The organism is Pseudomonas sp. TWI929 (assembly GCF_039673335.1).
Lineage (GTDB): Bacteria > Pseudomonadota > Gammaproteobacteria > Pseudomonadales > Pseudomonadaceae > Aquipseudomonas.
This window is the reverse complement of record NZ_JBDJLK010000024.1, coordinates 47,918-73,238: the sequence shown is the minus strand read 5'-3', so window position 1 is coordinate 73,238 and position 25,321 is coordinate 47,918. Positions and strand designations below refer to the sequence as shown.

24 protein-coding genes are annotated in these 25,321 nt (G+C 64.1%); 17 read left to right on the top strand and 7 right to left on the bottom strand.

Going from position 1 to position 25,321, the window contains the following annotated elements; translation table 11 throughout:
* The first annotated feature begins 133 nt into the window (after positions 1-133).
* Positions 134-1,417, top strand: coding sequence for a putative hydroxymethylpyrimidine transporter CytX (cytX, locus tag ABE456_RS12785; protein WP_346644244.1), 1,284 nt, complete (start codon positions 134-136; stop codon positions 1,415-1,417).
* On the opposite strand, the gene ABE456_RS12780 is transcribed toward cytX, so the two are convergent.
* On the bottom strand, positions 1,386-2,132 hold the full coding sequence (locus ABE456_RS12780; protein WP_346644243.1) for an RsiV family protein: 747 nt from the start codon (positions 2,130-2,132) through the stop codon (positions 1,386-1,388). The genes cytX and ABE456_RS12780 overlap by 32 nt on opposite strands.
* A 196-nt stretch (positions 2,133-2,328) precedes the next feature.
* On the opposite strand from ABE456_RS12780, the gene ABE456_RS12775 reads away from it, so the two are divergent.
* The 9 genes from ABE456_RS12775 (at position 2,329) to ABE456_RS12735 (ending at position 11,648) form a co-directional block, all read left to right on the top strand.
* Positions 2,329-2,946 (top strand): NUDIX domain-containing protein, encoded by a 618-nt coding sequence (locus ABE456_RS12775; RefSeq protein ID WP_346644242.1) that lies wholly within the window; start codon positions 2,329-2,331, stop codon positions 2,944-2,946.
* Positions 2,937-3,389: a DUF1249 domain-containing protein gene (locus ABE456_RS12770; protein WP_016501905.1), complete on the top strand. Its 453-nt coding sequence runs from the start codon at positions 2,937-2,939 to the stop codon at positions 3,387-3,389. The genes ABE456_RS12775 and ABE456_RS12770 overlap by 10 nt, the downstream gene beginning before the upstream one ends.
* 13 nt (positions 3,390-3,402) lie before the next feature.
* Complete coding sequence (gene cpdA / locus ABE456_RS12765; RefSeq protein ID WP_346644241.1) at positions 3,403-4,203, top strand: 3',5'-cyclic-AMP phosphodiesterase; 801 nt, start codon at positions 3,403-3,405, stop codon at positions 4,201-4,203.
* Between the two features lie 246 nt (positions 4,204-4,449).
* A complete protein-coding gene (locus ABE456_RS12760; RefSeq protein ID WP_346644240.1) occupies positions 4,450-5,058 on the top strand; it encodes a YqiA/YcfP family alpha/beta fold hydrolase in 609 nt (202 codons plus the stop codon).
* A 35-nt stretch (positions 5,059-5,093) separates the two neighbouring features.
* On the top strand, positions 5,094-6,998 hold the full coding sequence (parE, locus tag ABE456_RS12755; RefSeq protein ID WP_346644239.1) for a DNA topoisomerase IV subunit B: 1,905 nt from the start codon (positions 5,094-5,096) through the stop codon (positions 6,996-6,998).
* On the top strand, positions 6,995-7,981 hold the full coding sequence (locus ABE456_RS12750; protein ID WP_346644238.1) for an esterase-like activity of phytase family protein: 987 nt from the start codon (positions 6,995-6,997) through the stop codon (positions 7,979-7,981). The genes parE and ABE456_RS12750 overlap by 4 nt, the downstream gene beginning before the upstream one ends.
* A complete protein-coding gene (locus ABE456_RS12745; RefSeq protein WP_346644237.1) occupies positions 7,978-8,496 on the top strand; it encodes a TIGR02281 family clan AA aspartic protease in 519 nt (172 codons plus the stop codon). The genes ABE456_RS12750 and ABE456_RS12745 overlap by 4 nt, the downstream gene beginning before the upstream one ends.
* A 10-nt stretch (positions 8,497-8,506) precedes the next feature.
* A complete protein-coding gene (gene parC / locus ABE456_RS12740; RefSeq protein WP_346644236.1) occupies positions 8,507-10,765 on the top strand; it encodes a DNA topoisomerase IV subunit A in 2,259 nt (752 codons plus the stop codon).
* A gap of 172 nt (positions 10,766-10,937) precedes the next feature.
* Positions 10,938-11,648, top strand: coding sequence for a PqiC family protein (locus ABE456_RS12735; protein ID WP_119371612.1), 711 nt, complete (start codon positions 10,938-10,940; stop codon positions 11,646-11,648).
* Positions 11,649-11,900: 252 nt separating this feature from the next.
* On the opposite strand, the gene ABE456_RS12730 is transcribed toward ABE456_RS12735, so the two are convergent.
* A complete protein-coding gene (locus tag ABE456_RS12730) occupies positions 11,901-13,358 on the bottom strand; it encodes an AhpA/YtjB family protein (protein ID WP_346644235.1) in 1,458 nt (485 codons plus the stop codon).
* A 135-nt stretch (positions 13,359-13,493) separates the two neighbouring features.
* Between ABE456_RS12730 and serB the strand changes: the two genes are divergently transcribed.
* A complete protein-coding gene (serB, locus tag ABE456_RS12725; RefSeq protein ID WP_346644234.1) occupies positions 13,494-14,708 on the top strand; it encodes a phosphoserine phosphatase SerB in 1,215 nt (404 codons plus the stop codon).
* Between the two features lie 134 nt (positions 14,709-14,842).
* Here serB and asd read toward each other — a convergent pair whose 3' ends face one another.
* The 3 genes from asd to ABE456_RS12710 are packed head-to-tail and all read right to left on the bottom strand — an operon-like array spanning position 14,843 to position 18,105.
* The gene (gene asd / locus ABE456_RS12720) at positions 14,843-15,706 is read right to left on the bottom strand and encodes an archaetidylserine decarboxylase (protein ID WP_346644233.1); all 864 of its coding nucleotides are present in this window, start codon (positions 15,704-15,706) and stop codon (positions 14,843-14,845) included.
* Positions 15,707-15,715: 9 nt separating this feature from the next.
* Positions 15,716-16,525 (bottom strand): rhodanese-like domain-containing protein, encoded by an 810-nt coding sequence (locus ABE456_RS12715; protein ID WP_346644232.1) that lies wholly within the window; start codon positions 16,523-16,525, stop codon positions 15,716-15,718.
* 44 nt (positions 16,526-16,569) lie between these two features.
* The gene (locus ABE456_RS12710; protein WP_346644231.1) at positions 16,570-18,105 is read right to left on the bottom strand and encodes an HDOD domain-containing protein; all 1,536 of its coding nucleotides are present in this window, start codon (positions 18,103-18,105) and stop codon (positions 16,570-16,572) included.
* A gap of 130 nt (positions 18,106-18,235) precedes the next feature.
* Between ABE456_RS12710 and motA the strand changes: the two genes are divergently transcribed.
* Together motA and motB are read left to right on the top strand one after the other, a co-directional pair.
* On the top strand, positions 18,236-19,087 hold the full coding sequence (gene motA, locus ABE456_RS12705; protein WP_003249507.1) for a flagellar motor stator protein MotA: 852 nt from the start codon (positions 18,236-18,238) through the stop codon (positions 19,085-19,087).
* Between the two features lie 3 nt (positions 19,088-19,090).
* Positions 19,091-20,113 (top strand): flagellar motor protein MotB, encoded by a 1,023-nt coding sequence (gene motB / locus ABE456_RS12700; RefSeq protein WP_346644230.1) that lies wholly within the window; start codon positions 19,091-19,093, stop codon positions 20,111-20,113.
* A gap of 190 nt (positions 20,114-20,303) precedes the next feature.
* Here the strand turns inward: motB and rsgA are convergent, their stop codons facing one another.
* Complete coding sequence (gene rsgA / locus ABE456_RS12695) at positions 20,304-21,335, bottom strand: small ribosomal subunit biogenesis GTPase RsgA (RefSeq protein ID WP_346644229.1); 1,032 nt, start codon at positions 21,333-21,335, stop codon at positions 20,304-20,306.
* A gap of 164 nt (positions 21,336-21,499) precedes the next feature.
* Between rsgA and orn the strand changes: the two genes are divergently transcribed.
* Positions 21,500-22,042 carry an oligoribonuclease gene (orn, locus tag ABE456_RS12690; protein ID WP_346644228.1) on the top strand — a complete coding sequence of 181 codons (543 nt, stop codon included), beginning with the start codon at positions 21,500-21,502 and terminating at the stop codon, positions 22,040-22,042.
* A 91-nt stretch (positions 22,043-22,133) separates the two neighbouring features.
* Entirely contained in the window at positions 22,134-22,745 is a 612-nt protein-coding gene (locus ABE456_RS12685) for a trimeric intracellular cation channel family protein (RefSeq protein WP_003249516.1), read from the top strand.
* 124 nt (positions 22,746-22,869) lie between these two features.
* On the opposite strand, the gene queG is transcribed toward ABE456_RS12685, so the two are convergent.
* Positions 22,870-23,934 carry a tRNA epoxyqueuosine(34) reductase QueG gene (queG, locus tag ABE456_RS12680; RefSeq protein ID WP_346644227.1) on the bottom strand — a complete coding sequence of 355 codons (1,065 nt, stop codon included), beginning with the start codon at positions 23,932-23,934 and terminating at the stop codon, positions 22,870-22,872.
* A 64-nt stretch (positions 23,935-23,998) separates the two neighbouring features.
* Between queG and ABE456_RS12675 the strand changes: the two genes are divergently transcribed.
* Entirely contained in the window at positions 23,999-24,859 is an 861-nt protein-coding gene (locus ABE456_RS12675) for an NAD(P)H-hydrate dehydratase (RefSeq protein ID WP_346644226.1), read from the top strand.
* Positions 24,847-25,320, top strand: a complete 474-nt coding sequence (gene tsaE, locus ABE456_RS12670) for a tRNA (adenosine(37)-N6)-threonylcarbamoyltransferase complex ATPase subunit type 1 TsaE (protein ID WP_346644225.1) — start codon at positions 24,847-24,849, stop codon at positions 25,318-25,320. Before ABE456_RS12675 ends, tsaE begins: the two co-directional genes overlap by 13 nt.
* Position 25,321 lies beyond the last annotated feature (1 nt).

The following is a 25,321-nucleotide window of genomic DNA, read 5'->3' as shown; positions in this document are numbered from 1 at the left end:
ACGCAAGGCCGCTCCCACAGGGACCGCGCAAGGCTCAAGGCCAGCGCGGTTTTTGTGGGAGCGGCCTTGCGTCGCGATACGAGGACGAAGTCCTCGCCAAGAACACCAACAACATTGCCGGCGAGCGCCAACCATGACATCACCCAGCCAATTCTCCCCCGACCACCCGGTCCCCACCGCCCAGCGCATCTTCGGCGCCCGCGACCTGTTCTCACTGTGGTTCTCCCTCGGCATCGGCCTGATGGTGCTGCAGGTCGGCGCCATGCTGGCGCCTGGCCTGGGCCTTGCCGGCGCAGTACTCGCCATTGCCCTGGGCACTGGGGTGGGCGTGCTGCTGCTGGGCGCCGCCGGGGTCATCGGCAGTGACACCGGCCTGTCCGCCATGGGCACCCTGAAACTGAGCCTGGGTAGCCATGGCGCGCGCTTGCCAGCGCTGCTCAACCTGCTGCAACTGGTGGGCTGGGGCGCTTTCGAGATCATTGTCATGCGCGATGCCGCCAGCCTGCTGGGCGCGCGCGCCTTCGGCGAAGACAGTGCCTGGAACAGCCCGATGCTGTGGACCCTGTGCTTCGGTGCCCTGGCCACCTTGCTGGCGGTGAGTGGGCCACTGGCGTTCGTACGCAAGGTACTGCGCGCCTGGGGTATCTGGTTGCTGCTGGGGGCTTGCGTCTGGCTGACCTGGAACCTGTTCGCCAAAGCCGACCTGGCTGAGCTGTGGAGCCGCGCCGGGGACGGTTCGATGTCGCTGGCGGTAGGTTTCGACATCGTGATTGCCATGCCGCTGTCGTGGCTGCCGCTGATCGCCGATTACTCGCGTTTCGCCCGCAACGGCAAGCATGTGTTCGGCGGTACGGTAATTGGCTACTTCATCGGCAACACCTGGCTGATGAGCCTGGGCGTGGCCTACACCCTGGCCTTTGCCGCCAGTGGCGAAGTCAATGCGCTGCTGCTGGCCCTGGCCGGTGCCGGCATGGGTATCCCGCTGCTGCTGATTTTGCTGGATGAGTCGGAAAAGGCCTTTGCCGACATCCACTCGGCGGCGGTTTCCACCGGTGTGCTGCTGCCGCTGAAGGTCGAGCACCTGGCGCTGGCCATCGGCGTGCTGTGCACCCTGATTGCCTTGCTGGCGCCACTGGCCCAGTACGAAAACTTCCTGCTGTTGATCGGTTCGGTGTTCGCGCCGCTGTTCGGCGTGGTGCTGATGGACCACTACGTAGTCCGTCGCCGCCGCCTGCCGGCACAGGTGGCTGGCTTGCACTGGCAAGCGCTGCTGGCCTGGTTTGCGGGGGTGGCGGCCTATCACTTGATCGCCGCCAATGCACCGGAGTTTGGCGCTACCCTGCCAGCATTGCTGCTGGCAGGTGTACTGCATGGGCTGCTAAGCCTCAGCCGCGGCCGGGAAACAGTTCAGGCTTGAGCACGCCATTCAGGCGCGGGTAGGGGATCTTCAGTTCCACGTGGCCCATGGAGTAGGGCGCGATGGCATAGACCTCGTACTTGACCACCACTGCGCCGTACGTCAGGGCGATGTGCGGCGACTTCTTGAACGGCCAGGTTTTGACGAACTCGGCGTCCTTGTCCATGCCCACGCTGATCAGCCAGGCGCGGTGCGACTCCTCGACGGTTTTCCAGAAGGTGTCTTCCTGGCCGGGCAGCAGCATGTCCTGCAAGGTCAGCACCTTGTCCAGCTTGCGCGAGTAGTTGATGAAGCCGCGCCCAGGCATGCCGTGGGCGCCGCCACTGTCCAGGTAGCTGGACAGCTCGATGATCACCAGCCCGTCATGCTGCTCGCGTACCTTGGCTTGCAAATAACTGCTGTTACGTTTGTCGGCACTGGCCAGGTATTGCTGCTCGTAAGCCTGCAGGGTGGCTGGCGCGGTGCCATGCTGATTATCTTCGGTCAGCTGCAGCAGGCGCTTTTCGACGATGCCGTCGAGCTTGGGCAGGGCCGGGAAATGGATCATGTCGATGTTCACCAGCGGGCAGTCGCTTGCGCTGCAGCCGGGTTTGACATGTTCCCAGGCGTCGCGCTTGACCTCGAGCGGGGCCCGGTAATTGGGCGCGAACAGGCTCTGGCAGGCGCCAAGAGCGAGTGCCAGCACGGCCACGGAAGTCAGTTTGACAAGTGTCATGATGATCCTTGCAGAACAGGGAAAAGTCGGCCTTTGACCGTCTGCGCGGCCTTCAGTTCGCCACTAAGCTAACAGAGTGAAGACGTGCTGTCCCGAGTGCGCGAACGGTTGCCGGAAAGGGATGAAACGGGCAAGCGTGCAGAGTAGGATGGCGCGATGCGGTAATTGTGCGGTTGATGTAGCAACGAGGATTTCCATGTCAGACACGTTGAATTCGGTGCCCAAGGCGGTCGAGATCGTCAAGCGGGCCAACTGCTTCCAGGGCTTTTACAAGCTCGACAAGGTGCACTTGCGCCACGAGTTGTTTGCCGGGGGCATGGGCCGTGAGATCAGCCGCGAGCTGTTCGTGCGCCACGATGCCGTGTGCGTGCTGCCTTATGACCCGCAACGCGATGAAGTGGTGCTGATCGAGCAGTTCCGCGTGGGCGCCATGGGTAAGGCCGACAACCCTTGGCTGATCGAGATGGTTGCCGGGCTGATCGACAAGGACGAACAACCCGAGGAAGTCGCCCACCGCGAAGCTGAGGAGGAGGCTGGCCTTACGTTCAGCGCGCTTTGGCCAATGACCCGCTACTTCCCGTCGCCCGGCGGCAGTGACGAATTCGTTCACCTGTTCCTTGGCCGCTGCAGCAGCGAGGGCGCCGGTGGCCTGCACGGCCTGGAAGAAGAGGGCGAGGACATTCGCGTGCGCGTGTGGTCGTTCGAGGATGCCTTGCAGGCCGTACGCGATGGGCGCATCTGCAACGCAGCGACTATCATCGGCCTGCAATGGCTGGCGCTGAACCGTGACGAAGTACGAGGTATGTGGAAGTGAACCTGCTGCGCGAGCGTTATCGGGTCGACCTGGTCGGGCTGCAGGCAGCCTGCGAGGCCAACTACGCCCGGCTGATGCGCCTGTTGCCAGACATGCGTACCACCCAGAGCTCGCGCCGCATCGGCATGACCCAGGGCGACCAGATGCTCGGCGTGCTGGTGCTCGACGTGGTGCTGGCCTGCCCATATACCACTACGTTGCATGTGCGCCAGGAGCACAGCCTGCCGTGGCTGCCAGTACCGCACCTGGAGGTGCAGGTGTACCACGATGCACGCATGGCCGAAGTGGTCAGCGCCGAACATACCCGGCGCCTGCGCAGTATCTACCCGTACCCGAATGAAGCCATGCACCAGCCGGACGAAAAGGCCCAGCTCAACCTGTTCCTCGGTGAATGGTTGAGCCACTGCCTGGCCTGCGGCCACGAACTGGCCAGTGTTCGCTGAAAGGAGACGGCTGTTGCCTTACTCGGATTCATCCCGCCCGGTGCATGTGGTGCAACTGACCGATGCCCACCTGTTTGCCGACCCTGCCGGCAGTATGCTGGGCCTCAATACCCGTGACAGCCTGCGCCATGTGGTGGCCCAGGTGCGGCGGGAGCAACCGCTTGTCGACTTGCTGCTGTGCACAGGCGACCTGTCCCAGGATGCCAGCGTGTCGTCCTATGAAGCGTTCCGTGAGCTGACCGCGCCATTTGCCGTACCCACCCGTTGGTTGCCGGGCAACCATGACGAGGCCCAAGTGATGGCGCAAGTGGCGCCGGAGCTGGTGCAGGCGGTGACCGATATTGGCGCCTGGCGCATCGTCATGCTCAACACCGCGGTGCACGCTGCGACTCACGGTCTTCTAGAGGACGACCAACTGGAAGTGCTGGATGCAGCCTTGAAAGGGGCGGGCGAGCGGCATTGCCTGGTGTGTTTCCACCATCAGCCGGTGGACATCGGCTGTGCCTGGATTGCGCCGATTGGTTTGCGCAATGCTCAGGCGCTGTTCGATATCGTCGACGGTTATCCACAGGTGCGGGCGCTGCTGTGGGGGCATGTGCATCAGGAATGGGATGAAATGCGCGATGGCCGGCGTTTGCTGGCTACGCCGTCGACCTGCATCCAGTTCGCGGCGCGCAGCGAAGACTTCCAGGTGAGCGAGGAGCAGCCTGGCTACCGCTGGTTGCACCTGCATGCCGATGGGCGGCTGGAGACCGGTGTGCAGCGGGCGCTGGATTTCGAAGTGAAGCTCGATTTCGATAGCCCAGGGTATTAAGAGTCTGAGCCTTGCCGCCATCCCTGTGGGAGCGGGTTTACCCGCGAACACGGGCGAAGCCCGTGCCATGCACCGCGTCGCATTCTTCGCGGTGAACCCGCTCCCACAGGGGCTGTGATTTTGCGGCCTTCGGTGAAGAAATTGTTGCGAAACCCGTGACACTGCGTCAAAACCCGGCGAACGCGCTACACTGCGCGTCCCTGCGCCCGCACCATCAGGCGCGAAGCCACAGATTCCGGGGGCAGCATGTCGGGTTCCATCCTCTATATCCATGGCTTCAACAGCTCGCCGCTTTCCACCAAGGCGCGCCAGCTTGAGGCCGTGATGCAGCAACTGGGCTTGTCGGCCCAGTTGCGCGTGCCAGCCTTGCACCACCACCCGCGCCAGGCCATTGCCCAGCTCGAAGCAGCCATCGCCGAGCTGGGCACGCCGTTGCTGGTGGGCAGTTCGCTCGGCGGCTACTATGCCACCTATCTGGCCGAGCGCCATGGCCTCAAGGCCCTGCTGGTCAACCCGGCGGTAACGCCGCACAAGCACTTCGACGGTTACCTGGGCACCCAGCGCAATCACTACAGCGGTGAAACCTGGGAGCTGACTCATGATCACGTGCAGGCCCTGGCCGAGCTGGAAGTACCGGCCCCGGTAGACGCCAACCGCTATCAAGTGTGGCTGCAGACCGCCGATGAAACCCTGGACTATCGCCACGCCGAGCGCTATTACCGTGCATGTGCCTTGCGCATCCAGGCCGGTGGCGACCACAGTTTCCAGGGCTTCGCCGAGCGCCTGCCGGCACTGCTGGCCTTCGCTGGCATTGCCCGTGGGCAGTACGCAGCGCTCGATTTTTCTGTATTTTGACTTTTTTGCATTCACCAGACTGACGACGAGACCCCATGGCCAATCCCAGCGCTAGCGCCTATAACGCAGACGCCATCGAAGTCCTCTCGGGCCTTGATCCGGTCCGCAAGCGGCCGGGCATGTACACCGATACCAGCCGCCCCAACCACCTGGCCCAGGAAGTCATCGACAACAGTGTCGACGAAGCCTTGGCCGGCCATGCCCGTTCGGTGCAGGTCATCCTGCATGCCGACCACTCGCTGGAAGTCAGCGACGACGGCCGCGGCATGCCCGTGGACATCCACCCGGAAGAGGGTGTGTCCGGGGTCGAATTGATCCTCACCAAGCTGCACGCCGGCGGCAAGTTCTCCAACAAGAACTACCAGTTCTCCGGCGGCCTGCACGGCGTGGGCATTTCGGTGGTCAACGCCCTGTCGACCCAAGTGCGTGTGCGCGTCAAACGTGACGGCAACGAATACCAGATGACTTTCGCCGATGGCTTCAAGGCCAGCGAGCTGGAAGTGGTCGGCTCGGTCGGCAAGCGCAACACCGGCACCAGCGTGTACTTCAGCCCCGACCCCAAGTACTTCGACTCGCCCAAGTTCTCCATCAGCCGTCTCAAGCACGTGCTCAAGGCCAAGGCCGTACTGTGCCCGGGCCTGCTGGTCAGCTTCGAGGACAAGGCCAGCGGCGAGAAGGTCGAGTGGCACTACGAGGATGGCCTGCGCTCTTACCTGGTCGACTCGGTCAGCGAGTTCCAGCGCCTGCCCGACGAGCCGTTCTGCGGCAGCCTGGCCGGCAACAAGGAAGCCGCAGACTGGGCATTGTTGTGGCTGCCTGAAGGTGGCGACAGCGTTCAGGAAAGCTACGTCAACCTGATCCCCACCGCCCAGGGTGGTACCCATGTCAACGGTCTGCGTCAGGGCCTGCTGGATGCCATGCGCGAGTTCTGCGAGTTCCGCAACTTGTTGCCGCGCGGGGTGAAGCTGGCGCCGGAAGACGTCTGGGAGCGCATCTCTTTCGTACTGTCGATGAAGATGCAGGAGCCGCAGTTCTCCGGGCAGACCAAGGAGCGCCTGTCGTCCCGTGAAGCGGCTGCCTTCGTTTCCGGTGTGGTCAAGGATGCCTTCAGCCTGTGGCTCAATGCCCACCCCGAGCTGGGCATGCAGTTGGCCGAACTGGCCATCAGCAACGCCGGCCGCCGCCTCAAGGCCAGCAAGAAGGTCGAACGCAAGCGCATCACCCAGGGCCCGGCATTGCCCGGCAAACTGGCCGATTGTGCTGGCCAGGACCCGATGCGTGCCGAACTGTTCCTGGTCGAGGGTGACTCGGCCGGTGGCTCGGCCAAACAGGCGCGGGACAAGGAGTTCCAGGCGATCCTGCCGCTGCGCGGCAAGATCCTCAACACCTGGGAAGTGGACGGCGGCGAAGTCCTGGCCAGCCAGGAAGTGCACAACATTGCCGTGGCCATTGGCGTCGACCCGGGTGCCACCGACCTCGCGCAACTGCGCTATGGCAAAATCTGCATCCTCGCCGACGCCGACTCCGACGGCCTGCACATCGCCACGCTGCTGTGCGCCCTGTTCGTCCAGCACTTCCGCGCGCTGGTCGAGGCCGGGCATGTATACGTGGCCATGCCGCCGCTGTACCGCATCGACCTGGGCAAGGAAATCTACTACGCCCTCGACGAGGCCGAGCGTGACGGCATCCTCGACCGCCTGGTGGCCGAGAAGAAGCGCGGCAAGCCACAGGTCACCCGCTTCAAGGGCCTGGGCGAGATGAACCCGCCACAGCTGCGCGAAACCACCATGGACCCGAACACCCGGCGCCTGGTGCAGCTGACCCTGGACGACGTTGAGGCTACCTGCGAGCTGATGGACAAGCTGCTGGCCAAGAAGCGCGCCGGCGACCGCAAGAGCTGGCTGGAAACCAAGGGCAACCTGGCCGAGGTCATGGTTTGATTCGTCTGCTCCTGGCGGCCTGCCTGGCGCTGGTTGCCCTGCCGAGCCTGGCGGGCAACTGGCCGGAGCTGAAGCTGAGTGCCGAGCACCCGATCGATGGTATGCGTGGCGCCAACCTGTCTGGCCTGGTGGCATGCCGGGGCGGGCTGTGGGGGGTGTCCGACCGCGACGACGACCGTATCTACCGCTTCGATCAGCAGAACCCCACCTGGCGCGCGCAACCGCTCACCTTCACCCCGCCGCCGGTACCGGAAAGCGGCCTACCGTGGGGCTTGAAGTCGCGTAACTGGGCGGCATCCTACATTCGCGGTGGCGAACTGGATTTCGAAGGCGTCACCTGTGACCAGGCGGGTAACTTGTACCTGGTCAGCGAGGCCCATGCCGCCGTGTTGCAATTGCCGCAGGAAGGCGAGCCGGACTGGTTGAAGATCGACCCGGCCATGGTCCGCCAGGCCCGCGCGAGCGGCATGCTGCTGAACTTCAATGCTCTGTTCGAGGGCCTGGCGATCAACCCGGCGGGTGACCGCCTGTGGCTGGCCGCCGAGCGCGAGCGGCGTGGCCTGGTGGCCATCGAGCGCCAGCAGTCGGTGTGGACCTGCGGGCGTAGCTGCGTGCTGCTGAGCGAGGCCGGGGTCGAGATGCAGCCGGCGCAGATGCTCGATGCCCGGGCCCTGTCGCGCGACTTCGCCGACCTGGCCTGGTTCGACGGCAAGCTGTTTACCCTCGAACGCAACGCCTACCGGGTTTGTCGGCGAGATGCCGACAGCGGCAAGGTCGAGCGTTGCTGGTCGTTCGCTGCCGATGCGCTGGTCGAGTCACGCCGCTACACGCAGCCGTTTGGCCTGGCCGAGGCGCTGGTGATCGATGCCAAGGGTGCCTGGATTGGCCTGGACAACAACAACGGTGCCCGTGCCGATGGCGAAACCCGCCCGATTGTCTGGCGCTTTGACGCGCCGGAAGGCGGCTGGAGCGCCAAGCCATGAGCCAGGCGCCGGGCAAGCGTGCGGGCAGGGTACTGATGGTCGTCGCCTGGGCGGCGGCACTGTTCCTTGCCACGCGTTTTTTCGGCCAGTGGGAAGATAGCCAGCGCAACCCCAATAGCCAGGTGCAGTCCGAGCATGGCGAAGGCTTTATCGAGGTGCGCCTGCTGAGTAACGGCCAGGGCCATTTCGTGGTGGATGGTGCGATCAACGGCCAGGTGGTGCATTTCATGCTCGACACTGGCGCCACCGACGTAGCGATCCCCGAGGCGTTGGCCCGTGAACTGAGCCTGGAGCGTGGCAGCCCGGTGCAGCTGAGCACCGCCAATGGCCGCACCGAAGGCTACCGCACGCGCCTGGCCAGCCTGCAACTGGGCGATATCCGCCTGCAGGACGTACGCGCCATCGTCGTGCCGGGCCTGGACGGGCCCACCGTATTGCTGGGCATGAGTGCCCTGAAACAACTTGAATTTACCCAGCGCGGCGGCACCATGCTGCTGCGCCAGAACCTGAAATGACGAGGCCCGCATGAGCGACTCACTGGAACTCAGCCTGGACGGCGTAGAACGCCGCTCGCTGGCTGACTTCACCGAACAGGCCTACCTCAACTACTCCATGTACGTGATCATGGACCGCGCCTTGCCGCACATCGGCGATGGCCTGAAGCCGGTGCAGCGACGCATCGTCTACGCCATGAGCGAGTTGGGGCTCGATGCCGATGCCAAGCACAAGAAGTCGGCGCGTACCGTCGGTGACGTGCTCGGCAAGTTCCACCCCCACGGCGACTCGGCCTGCTACGAGGCCATGGTGCTGATGGCGCAGCCGTTCAGCTACCGCTACACCCTGGTCGACGGCCAGGGCAACTGGGGTGCACCGGACGATCCGAAGTCGTTCGCCGCCATGCGTTACACCGAAGCACGGCTGTCGCGTTACGCCGAAGTGCTGCTCAGCGAAGTGGGCCAGGGCACCGTGGACTGGGTACCGAACTTCGACGGCACCCTGCAGGAGCCGGCCGTGCTGCCAGCGCGCCTGCCCAACATCCTGCTCAACGGTACTACCGGTATCGCCGTGGGCATGGCCACCGACGTGCCGCCGCACAACCTGCGTGAAGTGGCCAGCGCCTGCGTGCGCCTGCTCGACGAGCCCAAGGCCACCATCGAGCAGCTGTGCGAGCATATCCAGGGGCCGGACTACCCGACCGAGGCCGAAATCGTCACGCCGCGGGCAGAAATCCTCAAGATGTACGAAAGCGGCCGCGGCTCGATCCGCATGCGCGCCGTGTACCGCGTCGAAGATGGCGACATCGTCGTCACCGCGCTGCCGCACCAGGTCTCCGGGGCCAAGGTGCTGGAGCAGATCGCCGCACAAATGCAGGCCAAGAAGCTGCCGATGGTCGCCGATCTGCGCGACGAGTCGGACCACGAGAACCCGTGCCGCATCGTCATCATCCCGCGCTCCAACCGCGTGGACGCCGACGAGCTGATGCAGCACCTGTTCGCCACCACCGACCTGGAGAGCAGCTACCGGGTAAACGTCAATATCATCGGCCTCGACGGCCGGCCGCAGCTGAAGAACCTGCGGGCGATTCTGGTTGAGTGGCTGGAGTTCCGCACCAATACCGTTCGTCGCCGCCTGCAGCACCGCCTGGACAAGGTCGAGAAGCGCCTGCACCTGTTGGACGGTTTGCTCACCGCGTTCCTCAACCTGGATGAAGTGATCCACATCATCCGTACCGAAGAACACCCCAAGCAGGCCCTGATCGAGCGCTTCGAGCTGACCGAGATCCAGGCCGACTACATCCTCGAGACCCGCCTGCGGCAGCTGGCGCGCCTGGAAGAGATGAAGATCCGCGGCGAGCAGGACGAACTGCTGAAGGAGCAAGCCAAGCTGCAGGCCCTGCTGGGTAGCGAGGCCAAGCTGCGCAAGCTGGTGCGCAGCGAACTGATCAAGGACGCCGAAACCTACGGCGACGACCGCCGCTCGCCAATTGTCGAGCGCGCCGAAGCCAAGGCGCTGTCGGAAAACGAGCTGATGCCGACCGAGCCAGTCACCGTGGTGCTCTCGGAAAAGGGCTGGGTGCGCTGCGCCAAGGGCCACGACATCGACGCCACGGGCCTTTCGTACAAGGCCGGCGACGGCTTCAAAGCCGCCGCCGCCGGGCGCTCCAACCAGTTTGCCGTGCTTATCGACTCCACTGGCCGCAGCTACTCGCTGGCAGCGCACAGCCTGCCATCTGCGCGTGGCCAGGGTGAACCGCTGACTGGCCGCCTGACGCCACCACCGGGGGCTACCTTCGAATGTGTGCTGCTGCCTGAAGACGACGCGCTGTACGTGGTGGCTTCGGACGCCGGCTACGGCTTCGTGGTCAAGGGCGAAGACCTGCAGGCCAAGAACAAGGCCGGCAAGGGCTTGCTCAGCCTGCCCAACGGGGCCAAGGTCATGACCCCGCGCCCGGTGGCCAACCGTGAGCAGGACTGGCTGGCGGCGGTGACCACCGAAGGCCGTCTGCTGGTGTTCAAGGTCAGCGACTTGCCGCAGCTGGGCAAGGGCAAGGGCAATAAGATTATTGGCGTGCCGGGCGACCGGGTGGCCAGCCGTGAAGAATTTGTCACCGATCTGGCGGTGATTGCCGAAGGTGCAACCCTTGTATTGCAAGCCGGCAAGCGTACGCTATCCCTGAAAGCGGACGACCTGGAGCATTACAAGGGCGAGCGTGGACGACGTGGCAGCAAGCTGCCACGCGGGTTCCAGCGCGTCGATGGGTTGCAGGTGGAGGTGCCGGCGTAACCGGTTGAAATGTCTGGAACGGCAATTACAGCGCCGTTCCAGGCAGAAACACTGGAGTCGGACGGTTATTTCGCGGATGATATGGCCCTTGCGGTGCCGGCGTGGCCGTGTGCCCGTTTGAATCTACATGTATCACTGCGGTGTGCCTGGTGGCGACCGCCTGGATGGGATGATGAAATTTCTGCGCCTTCCATTTGCGCTGTTGATGACTGGCCTGCTGGGCCTTGGCGGGTGCACCATGCATCAGCCGGTTGCCCTGTACCAGCTCGACAGTGGTGATCCTGGCCAGCCTTCGCAGAGTGCAGGCATGGCCGTGGTGCTCGGCCCGGTATCGGTAGCCGATTACCTGCAGCGCGAGACGTTCCTGCAGCGTCAGGCCGACGGCAGCCTGAGCGCGGCGACCGACGGTCGTTGGGCTGGCAGCCTTTCGTCGGATATCGACCAGCTGCTGGTGCGCCAGCTCGCCTGGCGCCTGGACAGCCAGCGCGTGGTGCTGGCCCCGGCAACTGCCGGTTTCAGCCCGGACGTACAAGTGCTGCTGTCGATCACTCGCCTGGACTCGGGCAAGGACCAGCCGGCCATCCTGGATGCCCAGTGGCGCCTGCTCGACCGCCGTGGCCATGTGCGTGACAACCGTATCGTTCACCTCGAGCAGCCGCACGAGGGTAGCGAGTCGTCGCAGGTGCAGGCCCAGGGCCAATTGCTGCAGAAGCTGGCCGAACAGCTGAGCACGGCGGTGAAGCCGCTGGCCAACCAGCCGGCGATTGCCGAAGAATCGCCTAAAAAGCCCGCTGCGCCGGTGCAGGTGAAGAAGGCGCCGGAGAAATCCAAGATCCCGATGGCCTCGCCGATTCGCACCGATATGGAAGTCTATCGGTTCTGATCGAACTGCCAGATACAAAAAAGCCCGCATCGTTGCGGGCTTTTTTGTATCTGAAACTGCTGGGGCTGCTTTGCAGCCCTTTCGCGACACAAGGCCGCTCCCACAGGGTGCGCGGAGCGCCTGCCAACATCAGCTCTCTGCGCGATAGCGCAGCCCAAAGGCCTGGGTGATTTGCCACAGGATGAATGCGATCCATTGTGGGAGCGGCCTTGTGTCGCGAAAGGGCCGCAAAGCGGCCCCAAGATCCCAATGTCAGGCCCGACGCTCGTGCATCCGTGCCAGCTGGCGTTCCAGCATCGACGGGTAAGGCTCCATCAGGCGCTCAACACAGCAAGCACCTTCCGGGCTGGCAATCGGGCGTATGCGGGCGCGCTGGCGAATCAGCACGTCATCGCTGATCTGCCGCTCGACCAGCAACAGGTTGCGGCTGTGCTGCGACAGCGCCAGGGCATCCTGGGCCTTCTCGGCCATCAGCAAATCCACCATCTCCAACCCTTGCAGGTCGTCGCCCAGGGCCAGGCCCAACTGCAGTTGCAGGGTAATACCGCTGTCGGCCACTTCGATCTGCAGGGCATGGCCCAGGGCGCGCAGCAATTCACCGCAACAAATGGCGTTGGTCAGGTAGTCCTCGCCACACTCGCGGCTGTGGAACAGCACCAGGGTGCTGCCATCGTTGAGCGTGTGAGTTTCACCGTCGTACAGCGAGGCGGCATGCTCCAGGCAGTCACGGTAGCGCTCTGTCAGCTCGGTCAGGCGTGTGCGCGGCAGGCGGCGCAGTTGCTCCTGCGAGCCCAGTTGTACGGCAAGCACTGCGCTGTACTGCGGCTCATTGGACTCGACCACGGCGGCTTTGGGCGCAGTGTCGTCGTCCAGCAGGCCAGCGAAGGCTTCGTCGTCATCCTCGTCTTCCAGGGCGGCAATCTTGGCGCGTGGCGCAGCCTTGGGGGCCGGGGCGGCCTCGTGCAGGTCGTCGAACTGCTCGTCGTCCTCTTCCTCCGGTTCTGGCTCAGGTGGCGGTGGCGGTGCCAGGCGCGCATGCAACTGGCGGGCGATGTCGCCGATTTCGTCCTGGCGGTCGGTGGCCGGGGTGTAGTACTGCGGGTCGCGCAGCCATACCCGCAGCTGCAGCAGCGGCAGGGTGATGAAGCGGCCCTGGCGCAAGCTGAGGGCCAAGGCCAGGGCCAGCAGGATGGCGGCTAGAATGCCCATGCTCTGCAGGCTGATCAGCATCGGCTGCTGGAACTGGCTCATGTCCAGGCTGATGCGCAGCTGCCCGGCGGTCACGTCCTGGAAGGTGATCTTGGTCTGGTACAGGCCTTCGGCCTCGCCCAGCAGGCTGTTGCGCGGGCGCTGGCCGGCTTCGGCGAGGATGCGGTTGTCCACGCTGTAGATTGCCGCATGGGCGACCAGCGGGTTTTTCACCAGGTTGCCCAGCAGCACGTTGAGGCTGAGGATGTCGTTGGACACCAGCAGCTCGGTCGCCGAGGTAGCAGTCTGGGTAGTCAGGCTCTGACCCAGGGCGTCGGCCTGTTCGTGCATGGCCTGCTTGAACTGCAGGCCCATCACGCAGGCATAGATCACCAGCGCCAGCGCCACCAGGAAGATGTTGGTGCAGGCGATGCGTAGTGCCAGCGGCACACGACGTTGACTCAGGGCACGATAGATCATCAGGAAGAAGTTGTCTGGTTTGACGGGCGTGGGCCGGTTCACTGAGCTCGGCTCTTAATGGCAGGAAAGTGTGGGGCAGTATAGCGAGCCGGGTTTTGTCGGCAAAGTATCGTTGGCGCCCGATGGTCATGGAAAATCGGTAGAATGCGCATTTTTCATCGAAGTCGGAGCCAGGTTGTGCGCGAAATCGTCCTGATCAACATCACCGGTGAGGACCGTCCCGGTCTCACTGCGGCTATCACCGGCGTCCTGCTGCAGGGCGGTGTGAGTATCCTCGACATCGGCCTGGCGGTCATGCACGGCACCTTGTCGTTCGGCATCCTGGTCGATATCCCGGACAACGAAGTGGCTACCGCACTGCTGCAAAGCGTGCAGGCCAAGGCCCACGAACTGAACCTGCAGGCCCGCTACACGCCGATTTCCGAGGCGGATTACCAGCACTGGGCCGATGGCCAGGGCGAAGCGCGCCACATCGTTACCCTGCTTAGCCGCAAGATCACCCCCGAGCAGCTGCAGCGGGTGAGTGCAGTGATCAGCCAGTACGGCCTGACCATCGAGCGCATCGAGCGCCTGTCGGCGCGAGTGGCACTGGATGGCGAAACCGACAAAGGCAAGGCGGCCATCGAGATCTCCGTGCGCGGCGTGCCGAGCGATGCCCAGGCCCTGCGTGCCGACTTCTTCGCCTTGGCCGAAGAACTGAACATCGACATCGCCTTCCAGAAGGACGACCTGTTCCGCCGTAACCGCCGCCTGGCAGTATTCGACATGGACTCGACGCTGATCGAGGCCGAAGTCATCGACGAACTGGCCAAGGCGGCTGGCGTGGGTGAGCAGGTAGCGGCAATCACCGAGCGTGCCATGCGCGGTGAACTGGACTTCCGCGCCAGCTTCAAAGAGCGCATGGCGCTGCTCAAGGGCCTGGATGTGGGCGTGCTGGACGAGATCGGTGCGTCGCTGCGCCTGACCGAAGGGGCTGAAAACCTGTTCGCCGAACTCAAGCGCCTGGGCTACAAGACGGCGATTCTATCCGGTGGCTTTACCTACTTTGCCCGCCAGGTGCAGGCGCGCCTGGGTATTGACTATGTGTTCGCCAACGAGTTGGAAGTGGTTGATGGCAAGGTGACCGGCGTGGCCGTGGAGCCTATCGTGGATGCCCAGCGCAAGGCCGAGCTGCTGCAGAAGCTGACCAGCGAAGAAGGCTTGCAGCTGGAGCAGACCATTGCCGTGGGTGACGGTGCCAACGACCTGCCGATGCTTTCGCTGGCCGGCCTGGGTGTGGCGTTCCGCGCCAAGCCGCTGGTACGCCAGTCGGCCAAGCAGGCGATTTCCACCCTGGGGCTGGATGGCGTGCTGTACCTGCTGGGCCTGCGCGACCGCGACGCGCGCGGCTGATCCGAAAAGCTGAGGGCCGCTTTGCGGCCCAATCGCGACACAAGGCCGCTCCTACAGGGGGTCGCATTCTTCCTGTGGGAGCGGCCTTGTGTCGCGATTGGGCTGCAAAGCAGCCCCAAGGATCGGTCAGGCAATCAAGCTTGCGCAGGCGCCGCCAACTGCTGCCCCATGCGCACTGCAGAACCCGCGCCCAGGCTTTCAGCCCACTTCACCTGCTCCGGCCCGAACAGCACGATGGCGGTCGAGCCCAGCTTGAAGCGGCCCAGCTCGGCACCTTTCTCCAGGTGGATCGGCGCACGGCTGGCTTCGTCGTAACGGAAGGTCTTCAGCTCACGCTTGGGCGGTGTGACCAGCCCGGCCCACACGGTTTCGATCGAAGCAACGATCATCGCGCCAACCAGCACCACGGCCATTGGCCCGCGCTCGGTGTCGAACAGGCAGACCACGCGCTCGTTACGGGCGAACAGCTCGGGAACGTTCTCTGCAGTGGTCTGGTTGACCGAGAACAGGCGGCCCGGCACGTAGACCATTTCGCGCAGGGTACCGGCCAGCGGCATGTGCACGCGGTGGTAGTCCTTGGGCGACAGGTAGATGGTGGCGAACTCGCCGCCCATGAACGGCGCGGCCATGGCCGGGTCACCACCCAGCAGTTCCTGCGCGCTGTAGCCGTGGCCTTTGGCCTGGAAGATGCGGCCGTGCTCGATCGGGCCGAGCTGGCTGACGGCACCGTCGGCCGGGCACAGGATGGCGCCCGGGGTTTCGTCCAGCGGGCGGGCACCTGGCTTCAGGGCACGGGTGAAGAACGCATTGAAGTGCTCGTAGGCGCTCAGGTCTTCGACCAGCGCTTCGCTCATGTTGACCTGGTAGCGTTTGGCGAACCAGGCGGTAAAGGCGTTCTTGAACCAGCGCACGCGGCACTCGGCAATGCAGCCGGCCAGCCGCGACAGCAGGTGGTGCGGCAGCAGGTACTGGCTGATGATGAACAAACGGGATTTCATGCAGGTTCCTTAAACTTCTACAGGCGTGTCCGGGTGGTTGCCCCATTCGCTCCACGAGCCGGCATAGGCCTTGACGCGTGGGTAGCCGAGGGCCTTGGCCACCAGATAAGTGAAACCGGAGCGGCGGTGGGTCTGGCAGTGGGTGATCACTTCCTTGTCAGGAGTGATGCCCAGGTTCTGCAGGACTTCGGCGATGTCCTGGCGGATGCGCAGGTGGTCGTTGAGGTCCATGCCGGCGGTCCACTCGAAGTTGACTGCGCCGGGGATGTGGCCGCCCTTGGCTGCCAGCACTTTCTCGCCGTTGAATTCCTGCGGGCCGCGGGCGTCCCAGATGACCAGGTCATCGGCGCCCAGGCGGCTTTGCAGGTACTCGCGGGTGGCAGTTGGCTCGCTGTGGATGTGCAGGCGCACTGGGGTGGTGCCGCTGGCGGGCACCTCGGTGGAAAGCTTGTCGGCTGGCCAGGCCTGGATACCGCCATTGAGGTAGTGACAAGCCTTGTGGCCGATCACATCGAGCAGCCAGATGAAGCGCCCGGCCCAGCCGCCGCCTTCATCGTCATACACCACGTACACGGCATCGTCGCGATGGCCGAGTTCGCTGAACAGTTTTTCCAGCTCGCCCAAGGCCGGCAGCAGGCCGGGGGCAGGTGGCTGGCCAAGCTGGGTGCGCTTGCCTTCGACGAAGCGTGCACCGGGGATATGGCCGCTGACATAGCGGTTGGCACTGCTCAGGTCGACCAGGATCAGCTGTGGCGAATCCAGGCGCGGTAGCAGGTCGTCGGCTTCGATCACCAGGGGCAGGCCGGAAAAGTCAGTCATCCACGGTCTCCAGTGTGGAAAGAGGGGCGATTGTAGCGCAAGGCTCAGGCCTTGCGGGTGGCAAACACCGACAGGGCCCGCTCGATGCATTGCGCGGTCTTGCCGAACGCTTGCACGCTGATATCGGCCAAAGGCCGGCAGCCTTGGTCGGCCACCATCAGCATCAGCACCTGGTCGTTCACTGCCAGCGAGCGCAGCAATACGTGCTCGCTGCGAAACAGTGCGCGCAGGGGGCTGGGTAGCAGGGCCAGGAACTGTGTGTGGTTCTCTGGCGTGATACGCAATTGGCCGGCTTTGGACAGCAGTTTCTGCAGCAGCTTGTTCTGCGATACCTGCAAGGCCAGCGCGCCGGCCTCCTTGGGCAGGCCGGCGACCTGCTGCACCCGCAGGTAGTCACTGGCTTTGTCCAGGCTCAGCAGCATGATGCGCTGCATGCCGCAGGCCAGCAGGGCTTCGCGGGCCTGGGTGGCCAGGTGCACGGTGTTGGTGAAGGGGCTGGGTTGGGCCAGCAGGTCCTGGCACAGCTTGCGCCAGCGTGCCAGTTCTTCGCTGCTGGGCGGTGGCGGCGCCAGCATGTCCGGGTGGGGGCGGCGCTGGTGCCAGGGCCAGATCAGCGCTTCGGCCGGGTGGAACAGGGCATGCCGGGCATGACGGCGGGCGCTGGCCGCGGCCTGCTGGTGCACTTGCTGCTGCACATCTTCCAGGGATGTCTGCAAATACAGTGCGGTCAACAGCTGCCAACGCAGCAGGTGCGGGTTGTCCCAGCCCACCTGGGCGGCCAGGGCCAGGTTGTTGGCCAGTAGCACGGTATTGGCTGGCTGGTTGAACCATCGGCGCAGGCCGGGTTCTTCATCAAGCCGGTGTTGCTGGCTAAGCAGGTCCTGGTCGCGGGCAATGGCAAGCACCTGGGCCAGTTGTTCGCGCTCCTCAAGCAGCAGCCGGTAACCCTGAGTCACCCATTGGGGCAGGCGCCAGTACTCGGCCATGGTCTGACACAGCGCCATGATGCGTACGCCAAACAGTTCTTCTTCTACAAGGGTGGCATCTTCACCTTTGTGGATAACCCGCAGTTCCCAGCTGTCGAGCAGCTTGGGGTAGGCCAGCGCCAGCGGCCAGAGTGGCGCCAGGAACAGCAGGCTGCCCCAGTGAATTTCCTGCCACAAGCGCGCCAGGCGGCTGGCGAACAGGCCGCTGGCTTGCTGCGAGGCGTGCTGGCTGATCAGCTGGAACTGGCACAGTACCGGCGGGATTTCTTCAAGGGGCACGGAGGGCAGGCGCTTGAGCAACTGTTCGGTGCGCTCCAGGCCCAGGCGGTTGAGGGCGATTTCCAGGCTTTCGGCGGGTTCGGCCTGGCTGGCATTGGTGGGGTGGTTGGCTTCGCGCATCACCGAGAGCACCAGGGCCGGGCTATCTTGCATCAGTTCGGCGATATCGCGCAGCGAGCGGCGGCTATCGTGGATGGCGGCCATGACCCGGTCGTAGCTGTGCTTCGGCACGGGGATTCGAACACTCTCCAGCAGCTTTACCCAGGCCTCTAGCGTACGTGGGGCCTGAGCGGGCACCTTGGTTTCAATTGGCATTTTGACATCAGTCCGAACTGGCTTTTCGCATTGAGTGGCTATAGTCTGGCGCAGTTCTGCCGATAAGTAGAAGAAGAGTTTTAAAGCTCCCGTCTCTCTCCCTGACCACGACAGCAAGTGCTTTGAACCTATGGCTAAAATTATCGGCATCATCGTCGTATTCGCGAGCGTGCTCGGCGGATACGTGCTCTCCCACGGCAAGATCGCGGCGCTGATCCAGCCGTTCGAAGTGCTGATCATCGGCGGTGCAGCCTTTGGTGCATTCTTGCAGGCCAACCCAGGCCACATGACCATGCACGTCATCAAGAAGTCGATGAAAATGTTCGGCTCGCGTTTCAGCCATGCCTTCTACCTGGAGGTGCTGGGCCTGGTGTACGAGATCCTCAACAAGAGCCGTCGTGAAGGCATGATGGCCATCGAGGCCGACATCGAGGACGCGGCCGCCAGCCCGATCTTTGCCAAGTACCCGACGGTGCTGGCCGATGAGCGCATGACAGCCTTCGTCTGTGACTACCTGCGCATCATGTCCACCGGCAACATGGCCCCGCACGAACTCGAGGGCCTGTTCGACATGGAACTGCTGAGCATGAAGGAAGAGCTTGAGCACCCCTCCCATGCGGTGACCGGCATCGCAGACGGCATGCCCGGTTTTGGTATTGTCGCGGCGGTATTGGGTATCGTGGTGACCATGGCCTCGCTGGGCGATGGCGACCAGGCAGCCATCGGTATGCACGTGGGTGCGGCGCTGGTGGGTACTTTCTTCGGTATTCTGGCTGCCTACGGCTTTTTCGGCCCATTGGCCAAGTGCCTGGAGCACGACGCCAAGGAAGAGCTGAACCTTTACGAATCGATCAAGGCGTCGCTGGTTGCCTCGGCCTCGGGCATGCCGCCTTCGCTGGCGGTCGAGTTCGGGCGCAAAGTGCTGTACCCCAAGCACCGCCCAAGTTTCGCCGAGCTGGAACAAGCGGTTCGCGGTCGCTGAGTCATGGAGAACAATCAGCCCATCATCGTCAAGCGCGTCAAGCGCTTTGGCGGCGGCCACCACGGCGGCGCCTGGAAAATCGCCTTCGCCGACTTCGCCACGGCGATGATGGCGTTTTTCCTGGTGCTGTGGCTGTTGTCCACTGCCACGCCTGAGCAGAAGATCGCCATTGCCGGCTATTTCAAGGACCCGATCGGTTTCTCGGAAAGCGGCACGCCCTACATCATCGACCTGGGCGGCTCGCCGGAGCTGGCGCCGGAAAAAACCATCAACCCGGAAGTGAAGTCCGAGCCGACCCCTGACACCACCGTCCAGCTGAACAAAGAGCAGGTCGAGACCATGGCCGAGCAGGTCGAGCGCGAGCGCCTGGAGCTGCTGCTGCAAGAGTTGCAGAACAAGGTGGAAGAGAACCCGCAGCTGCAGAAGTTCAAGGACCAGATCCTGTTCGAGATCACCCAGGATGGCCTGCGTATCCAGATCATGGATGCCGAGAACCGCCCAATGTTCGACATTGGCAGCGCGCGCCTGCAGCCGTACTTCGAAGACATCCTGCTGGCCATGGCCGACACCATCAAGGCCGTGCCGAACAAGATCAGCATCAGCGGCCACACCGATGCCAAGCCGTATGCCGGCACGGGCGAGTTCGGCAACTGGGAGCTGTCGGCCAACCGCGCCAATGCCGCGCGCCGTGCGCTGGTGGCCGGTGGTTACCCGGACGGTCAGGTGGCGCGGGTGGTGGGTTACGCCTCATCGTCGCTGTTCGACCGCAAGGACCCGTTCAACCCGGTCAACCGCCGTATCGACATCATCGTGCTGACCAAGAAAGCCCAGCGCAATATCGAGGGTGAGCAGGGTGCGCCGGAAGCCCCGGCTGCCGAGCCTGCAGCGCCGGGTGCTCCGGCACCGGCTGCGCCAGGGGCGGGTGCCGGCACCGAGCAAGCGCCCATGCAACCGCGTGAGCTGCGCCAGAAACTGAACATCTTCGAAGATGGCGCGCTGAAGATGGATGAGGCCAGGGAGCAGTAACCCCTTGGTCGCCCTGTGCGGTCTCTTGTGGGAGCGGCCTTGTGTCGCGATAGGGCCGCAACGCGGCCCCGGCAATATTTGCTTAATACTGATATCTGGGGCCGCTGCGCGCCCCTTTCGCGACACAAGGCCGCTCCCACAGGATCGCGCTGCAGCTGAGGCCGGCGCAAAAACTGTGGGGGCTGGCAGGTTAGTAGGCGTCTTCTGCCAGGCTGGCAATGATCGAGCGGTAGCTATTCATGCGCTGGGGCTTGATGCGCCCCTCGTCCAGTGCCTTGAGCAGCGCGCAGCCCGGTTCGCGATCATGCTTGCAGTCGCGGAAGCGGCAGGTGCCGAACAGGTCGCGGAACTCGATGAAGCCATCTTCCACATCACTGCGGCTGACATGACCAAGGCCGAACTCGCGGATACCCGGTGAGTCGATCAGGTCGCCGCCGTTGGGGAAGTGGTACAGGCGCGCGGTGGTGGTGGTGTGGGTGCCCTGGCCCGACCATTCCGACAGGTCGCCGACACGGGTACCGGCATCTGGCAGCAGGCTGTTGACCAGCGACGACTTGCCCACCCCCGACTGGCCGACGAACACGCTGATGTGACCGTCAAGCTGTTGCTGCAGGCGTTGCATGCCATCACCGTGGTGCGCCGAGACTTCCAGCAGCGGGTAGCCCAGTTCGCGGTACACCTCCAGCAGTGCATGCAGGCCAGGGCCATTCTCGTCGTTGATCAGGTCGGCCTTGTTCAGCAGCAGCAGCGGGCGCAGCCCGGCGTGCTCGGCGGCTACCAGGTAACGGTCGATCAGGTTCGGGTGCGGTTCCGGGGCGGGGGCGAAGACGATCACGATCAGGTCGACGTTGGCCGCCACCGGCTTCAACTGGCCATGGTTGTTGGGCCGGCACAACTCGGTGCTGCGCGGCATCTGCGCCACGATCACGCCAATGCCCTGGTTGCCTGCACGCCAGACGACGCGGTCGCCGGTGACCAGCGCCGGCAGGTTGGCGCGCAAGTGGCAGCGGAATACCTGGCCTGCGGCTTCGCCGTCCTGGGCTTCCACTTCTACCTGCACGCCAAAGTGCGCGATCACCAGGCCCAGTTGCTCCGGCCCCAGGTCACCACCCTCCAGTTCCTGCAGCACATGCTGCTCGCGTTTGGCGGCGCGAGCGGCGCGCTCACCCTGGATTTTTTCGATCCGCCAGTTCTGGCGGCGATTGAGCTGGCGTTTGGCCATGAAGGTACCGTGAGAAAGGCCCGGGGTAGGGCATTGAAAACGGCAGGCAGTTTAGCACGCCAGGCGTTCGACTATTCCGCTTACCTTATGTGTTGTGGGTGGGCAGTGAATGGGCGCGCCTTGGCCACTAGGCTAATATGACGGCCTATATGAGGAGCCCCTGCATGCAAAACCCACAGAACCTGATCTGGATCGACCTGGAAATGACCGGCCTGGATCCTGACAGCGACGTCATCATCGAGATGGCCACCATCGTCACCGACAGCGAACTGAACACCTTGGCCGAAGGGCCAGTGATCGCCATCCACCACAGTGATGAAGTGCTGGCACGCATGGACGAGTGGAACACCCGTACCCATGGCGCTTCGGGCCTGACCCAGCGCGTGCGCGAGAGCAAGGTCAGCATGGCCGAAGCCGAGGCGCAGACCATCGCCTTCCTTGAGCAGTGGGTGCCTAAAGGCAAATCGCCGATCTGCGGCAACAGCATCTGCCAGGACCGCCGCTTCCTCTACCGTCACATGCGCAACCTGGAAAACTACTTCCACTACCGCAACCTGGATGTCTCCACCCTGAAGGAGCTGGCCGCACGCTGGGCGCCAACGGTGCGTGACAGCTTCAAGAAGGGCAACACCCACCTGGCGCTGGACGATATCCGCGAATCGATCGCCGAGTTGCGCCACTACCGCGAGCACTTCATCAAGCTGTGAGCCGAAAGGGCGCAGATATTGTGCCTGCGCCCCCTTTTGGTGCCATGGGCAACTGGTTAGACTGCGCGCCTTTGTCGCACGGACTCGCACCATGTTGTTGATGCTCTACCTCATCGCCATCACCGCCGAAGCCATGACCGGCGCGTTGTCTGCCGGGCGCCGCGGCATGGACTGGTTCGGCGTGGTGCTGATCGCCTGCGTCACCGCCCTGGGGGGCGGCTCGGTGCGCGACGTGCTGCTCGGGCATTACCCGCTGACCTGGGTGAAGCACCCGGAGTACCTGGTGCTGACCAGCTTTGCCGCGCTGCTGACCATCTTCATTGCGCCGATGATGCGCCGGCTGCGCTCGCTGTTCCTGGTGCTTGATGCCCTGGGCCTGGTGGCCTTTACCCTGATTGGCTGCATGACCGCGCTGGAAATGGGGCAGGGCATGCTGGTGGCGTCGATCAGCGGGGTGATTACCGGGGTGTTCGGCGGCATCTTGCGGGATATCTTCTGCAACGACATTCCGCTGGTGTTCCGCCGCGAGCTGTACGCCAGCGTGTCGTTTGCGGCGGCATGGTTCTACCTGGGCTGCGTGTACTTCAAGGTGCCGGCGGAGCAGGCGATGCTGCTGACCTTGTTTGGCGGGTTCCTGGTGCGCTTGCTGGCGATTCGTTTCCACTGGGAAATGCCCAAGTTCCACTATAACGACCAGCAGTGACGCAGTTGCAGGCGCGACAGGGCCCCTGTGGGAGCGGGTTCACCCGCGAACACGGGCGCAGCCCGTGCCATCCACCGCGGTGGCTTCTTCGCGGGTAAACCCGCTCCCACAGGGGACCAAGTAGCTATTGAATGCCGTGCTGGGCCAGTGCCCACTCGACATGCTCGCGCACCAGCTCCGAGGCATCCTCGCGGCGCGCCTTCAGCGCCTCGATCACCGGAATGGTCGAAGGCGCATTGCCCAAGCCCACCGCCAGGTTGCGCAAGAACCGCTCATACCCTGCCCGGCGCAACGGCCCGCCCTCGGTCTTGCGCAGGAAAGTCCGCTCATCCCACAGGAACATCTCGGCCAGCTCGGCATTCTCCAGCCCATGCCGTGGCTGGAAGTCCTGCTCCTGGCTGTGCTTGGCAAAGCGGTTCCACGGGCAGACGATCTGGCAGTCATCACAACCGAACACCCGGTTGCCCATCTTTGAACGCAGCTCCACAGGAATGGGGCCGCGCAACTCGATGGTCAGGTACGAGATGCAGCGCCGCGCATCCAGCACGTACGGCCCGACAAACGCCTGGGTCGGGCAGATGTCCAGGCAGGCCTGGCAACGCCCGCAGTGTTCGCTGGTGGTGGCTTCGTCCACCGGCAATGGCAAGTCGACGAACAGCTCGGCGAGGAAGAAGTAACTGCCCGCCTTGCGGTTGAGCAGCAGGGTGTTCTTGCCGATCCAGCCAAGCCCGGCCTGTTCGGCCAGGGCCTTTTCCAGCACTGGGGCACTGTCGACGAAAGCGCGGTAACCGAACGGGCCGATGGCTTCCTGGATACGGTCGGCAAGAAACTGCACGCGCTTGCGCACCAGCTTGTGGTAATCCCGGCCCAGGGCGTAGCGCGACACGTAGGCTTTCTCTGGCTGTGCCAGGCGCTGTGCCATCTGGGTGTCACCGGGCAGGTAGTCCATGCGCAACGACACCACGCGCACCGTGCCGGGGATCAGCTGTTCGGGGTGCGCGCGCTTGCTGCCGTGTGCGCCCAGGTACTCCATCTCGCCCTGGTAGCCAGCGTCGAGCCAGCGTTGCAGGTGGTGTTCGTGTTCGCCAAGGTCGATCCCGGCGATGCCGACGTGGGCAAAACCGAGTTCCTGGCCCCAAATCTTGATCGATTGGGCCAATTGGGCGAGGTCAGGTGTAGAGGCGGACATGGATGGGCAGGCAATACGGGCTCAGGTGCGTATAATTCTGCCAGACATTGGAGCCTTTGACCCCATGCCGCAGACCAAACACCCAAGCCATGCCCCGCAACTGCTCAGCAGCGTGACCGTCGCGCACCTGCCGGCACGGCATGCGCATGCCCATAAAGGTGACTTCGGCCATGTGCTGGTGGTCGGTGGCGACCTCGGTACCGGTGGTGCTGTACTGCTCAGCGCCGAAGCCGCACTGCGCTGCGGTGCCGGGCTGGTCAGCGTGGCGACCCGGCCCGAGCACGTTGGCGCGAGCCTGGCGCGCCTGCCCGAGGTCATGTGCCTGGGCGCAAGTTCAGCCAACCAGCTGATGGGCGTGCTGGAGCGCGCTACGGTGCTGGTGGTCGGCCCCGGCCTGGGGCAGGCGGCGTGGGGCCGCAGCCTGTTGTCGGCGGTAGCCAATGCCGACCGGCCGCAGGTTTGGGATGCCGATGCCCTGAATTTGCTGGCACGTACTCCGCTGGCGCTGCCCAGCGGCAGCATCCTCACCCCACACCCAGGGGAGGCGGCGCGGCTGTTGGGGATTTCCACCGAGGCAGTGCAGGCCGACCGCCCGGGGGCCGCGCGCAAGCTGGCGCGCCGCTATAACAGCGTCTGCGTGCTCAAAGGGGCTGGCACCCTGGTGGCGGACCCGGCCGGTCAGCTAGCGCTGTGCGAGCGTGGCCACCCGGCAATGGCCGGCGCGGGCCTGGGCGATGTGCTGACTGGCGTCCTGGCGGCGCTGTTGGCCCAAGGCCTGGACGCCTGGAACGCGGCTTGCCTGGGAACATGGCTGCACGCCTGTGCCGGCGAACGCCTGGGTATAAATGGTAGAGGCCTGGCGGCCAGTGATCTGGCGCCGGTCATTCGTGAGTTGTTGGAGGAGCATTCTGCGTGTCTGGCTTAAACCTGTTTCTGGCCGATGAAGAAGCCACGGTCAAATTCGGCGCAAAACTGGCCGAAGTGACCGGCGGTCGCGGCGTGATTTTCCTGGAAGGTGACCTGGGCGCGGGTAAAACCACGCTGTCGCGTGGCCTGATCCGTGGCCTGGGCCATACTGGTGCAGTGAAAAGCCCGACCTTTACCGTGGTCGAACCCTACGAAATCGGCGAGGTGCGGGCTTTCCATTTCGACCTGTATCGCCTGGTCGATCCGGAAGAGCTGGAGTTCATGGGTATTCGTGACTATTTCGAGGGCGACCCGCTGTGCCTGTTCGAGTGGCCACAAAAGGGTGCGGGCGTTTTGCCAAAGCCTGACCTGACCATTACCATAAGCCCCCAAGCGGGCGGACGCTCGCTGAACCTTTCGCCGCGGGGGGCTCGCGGCGAGGCCTGGTGCGTGGCACTGGCCGAACACTATAAACAGTAAG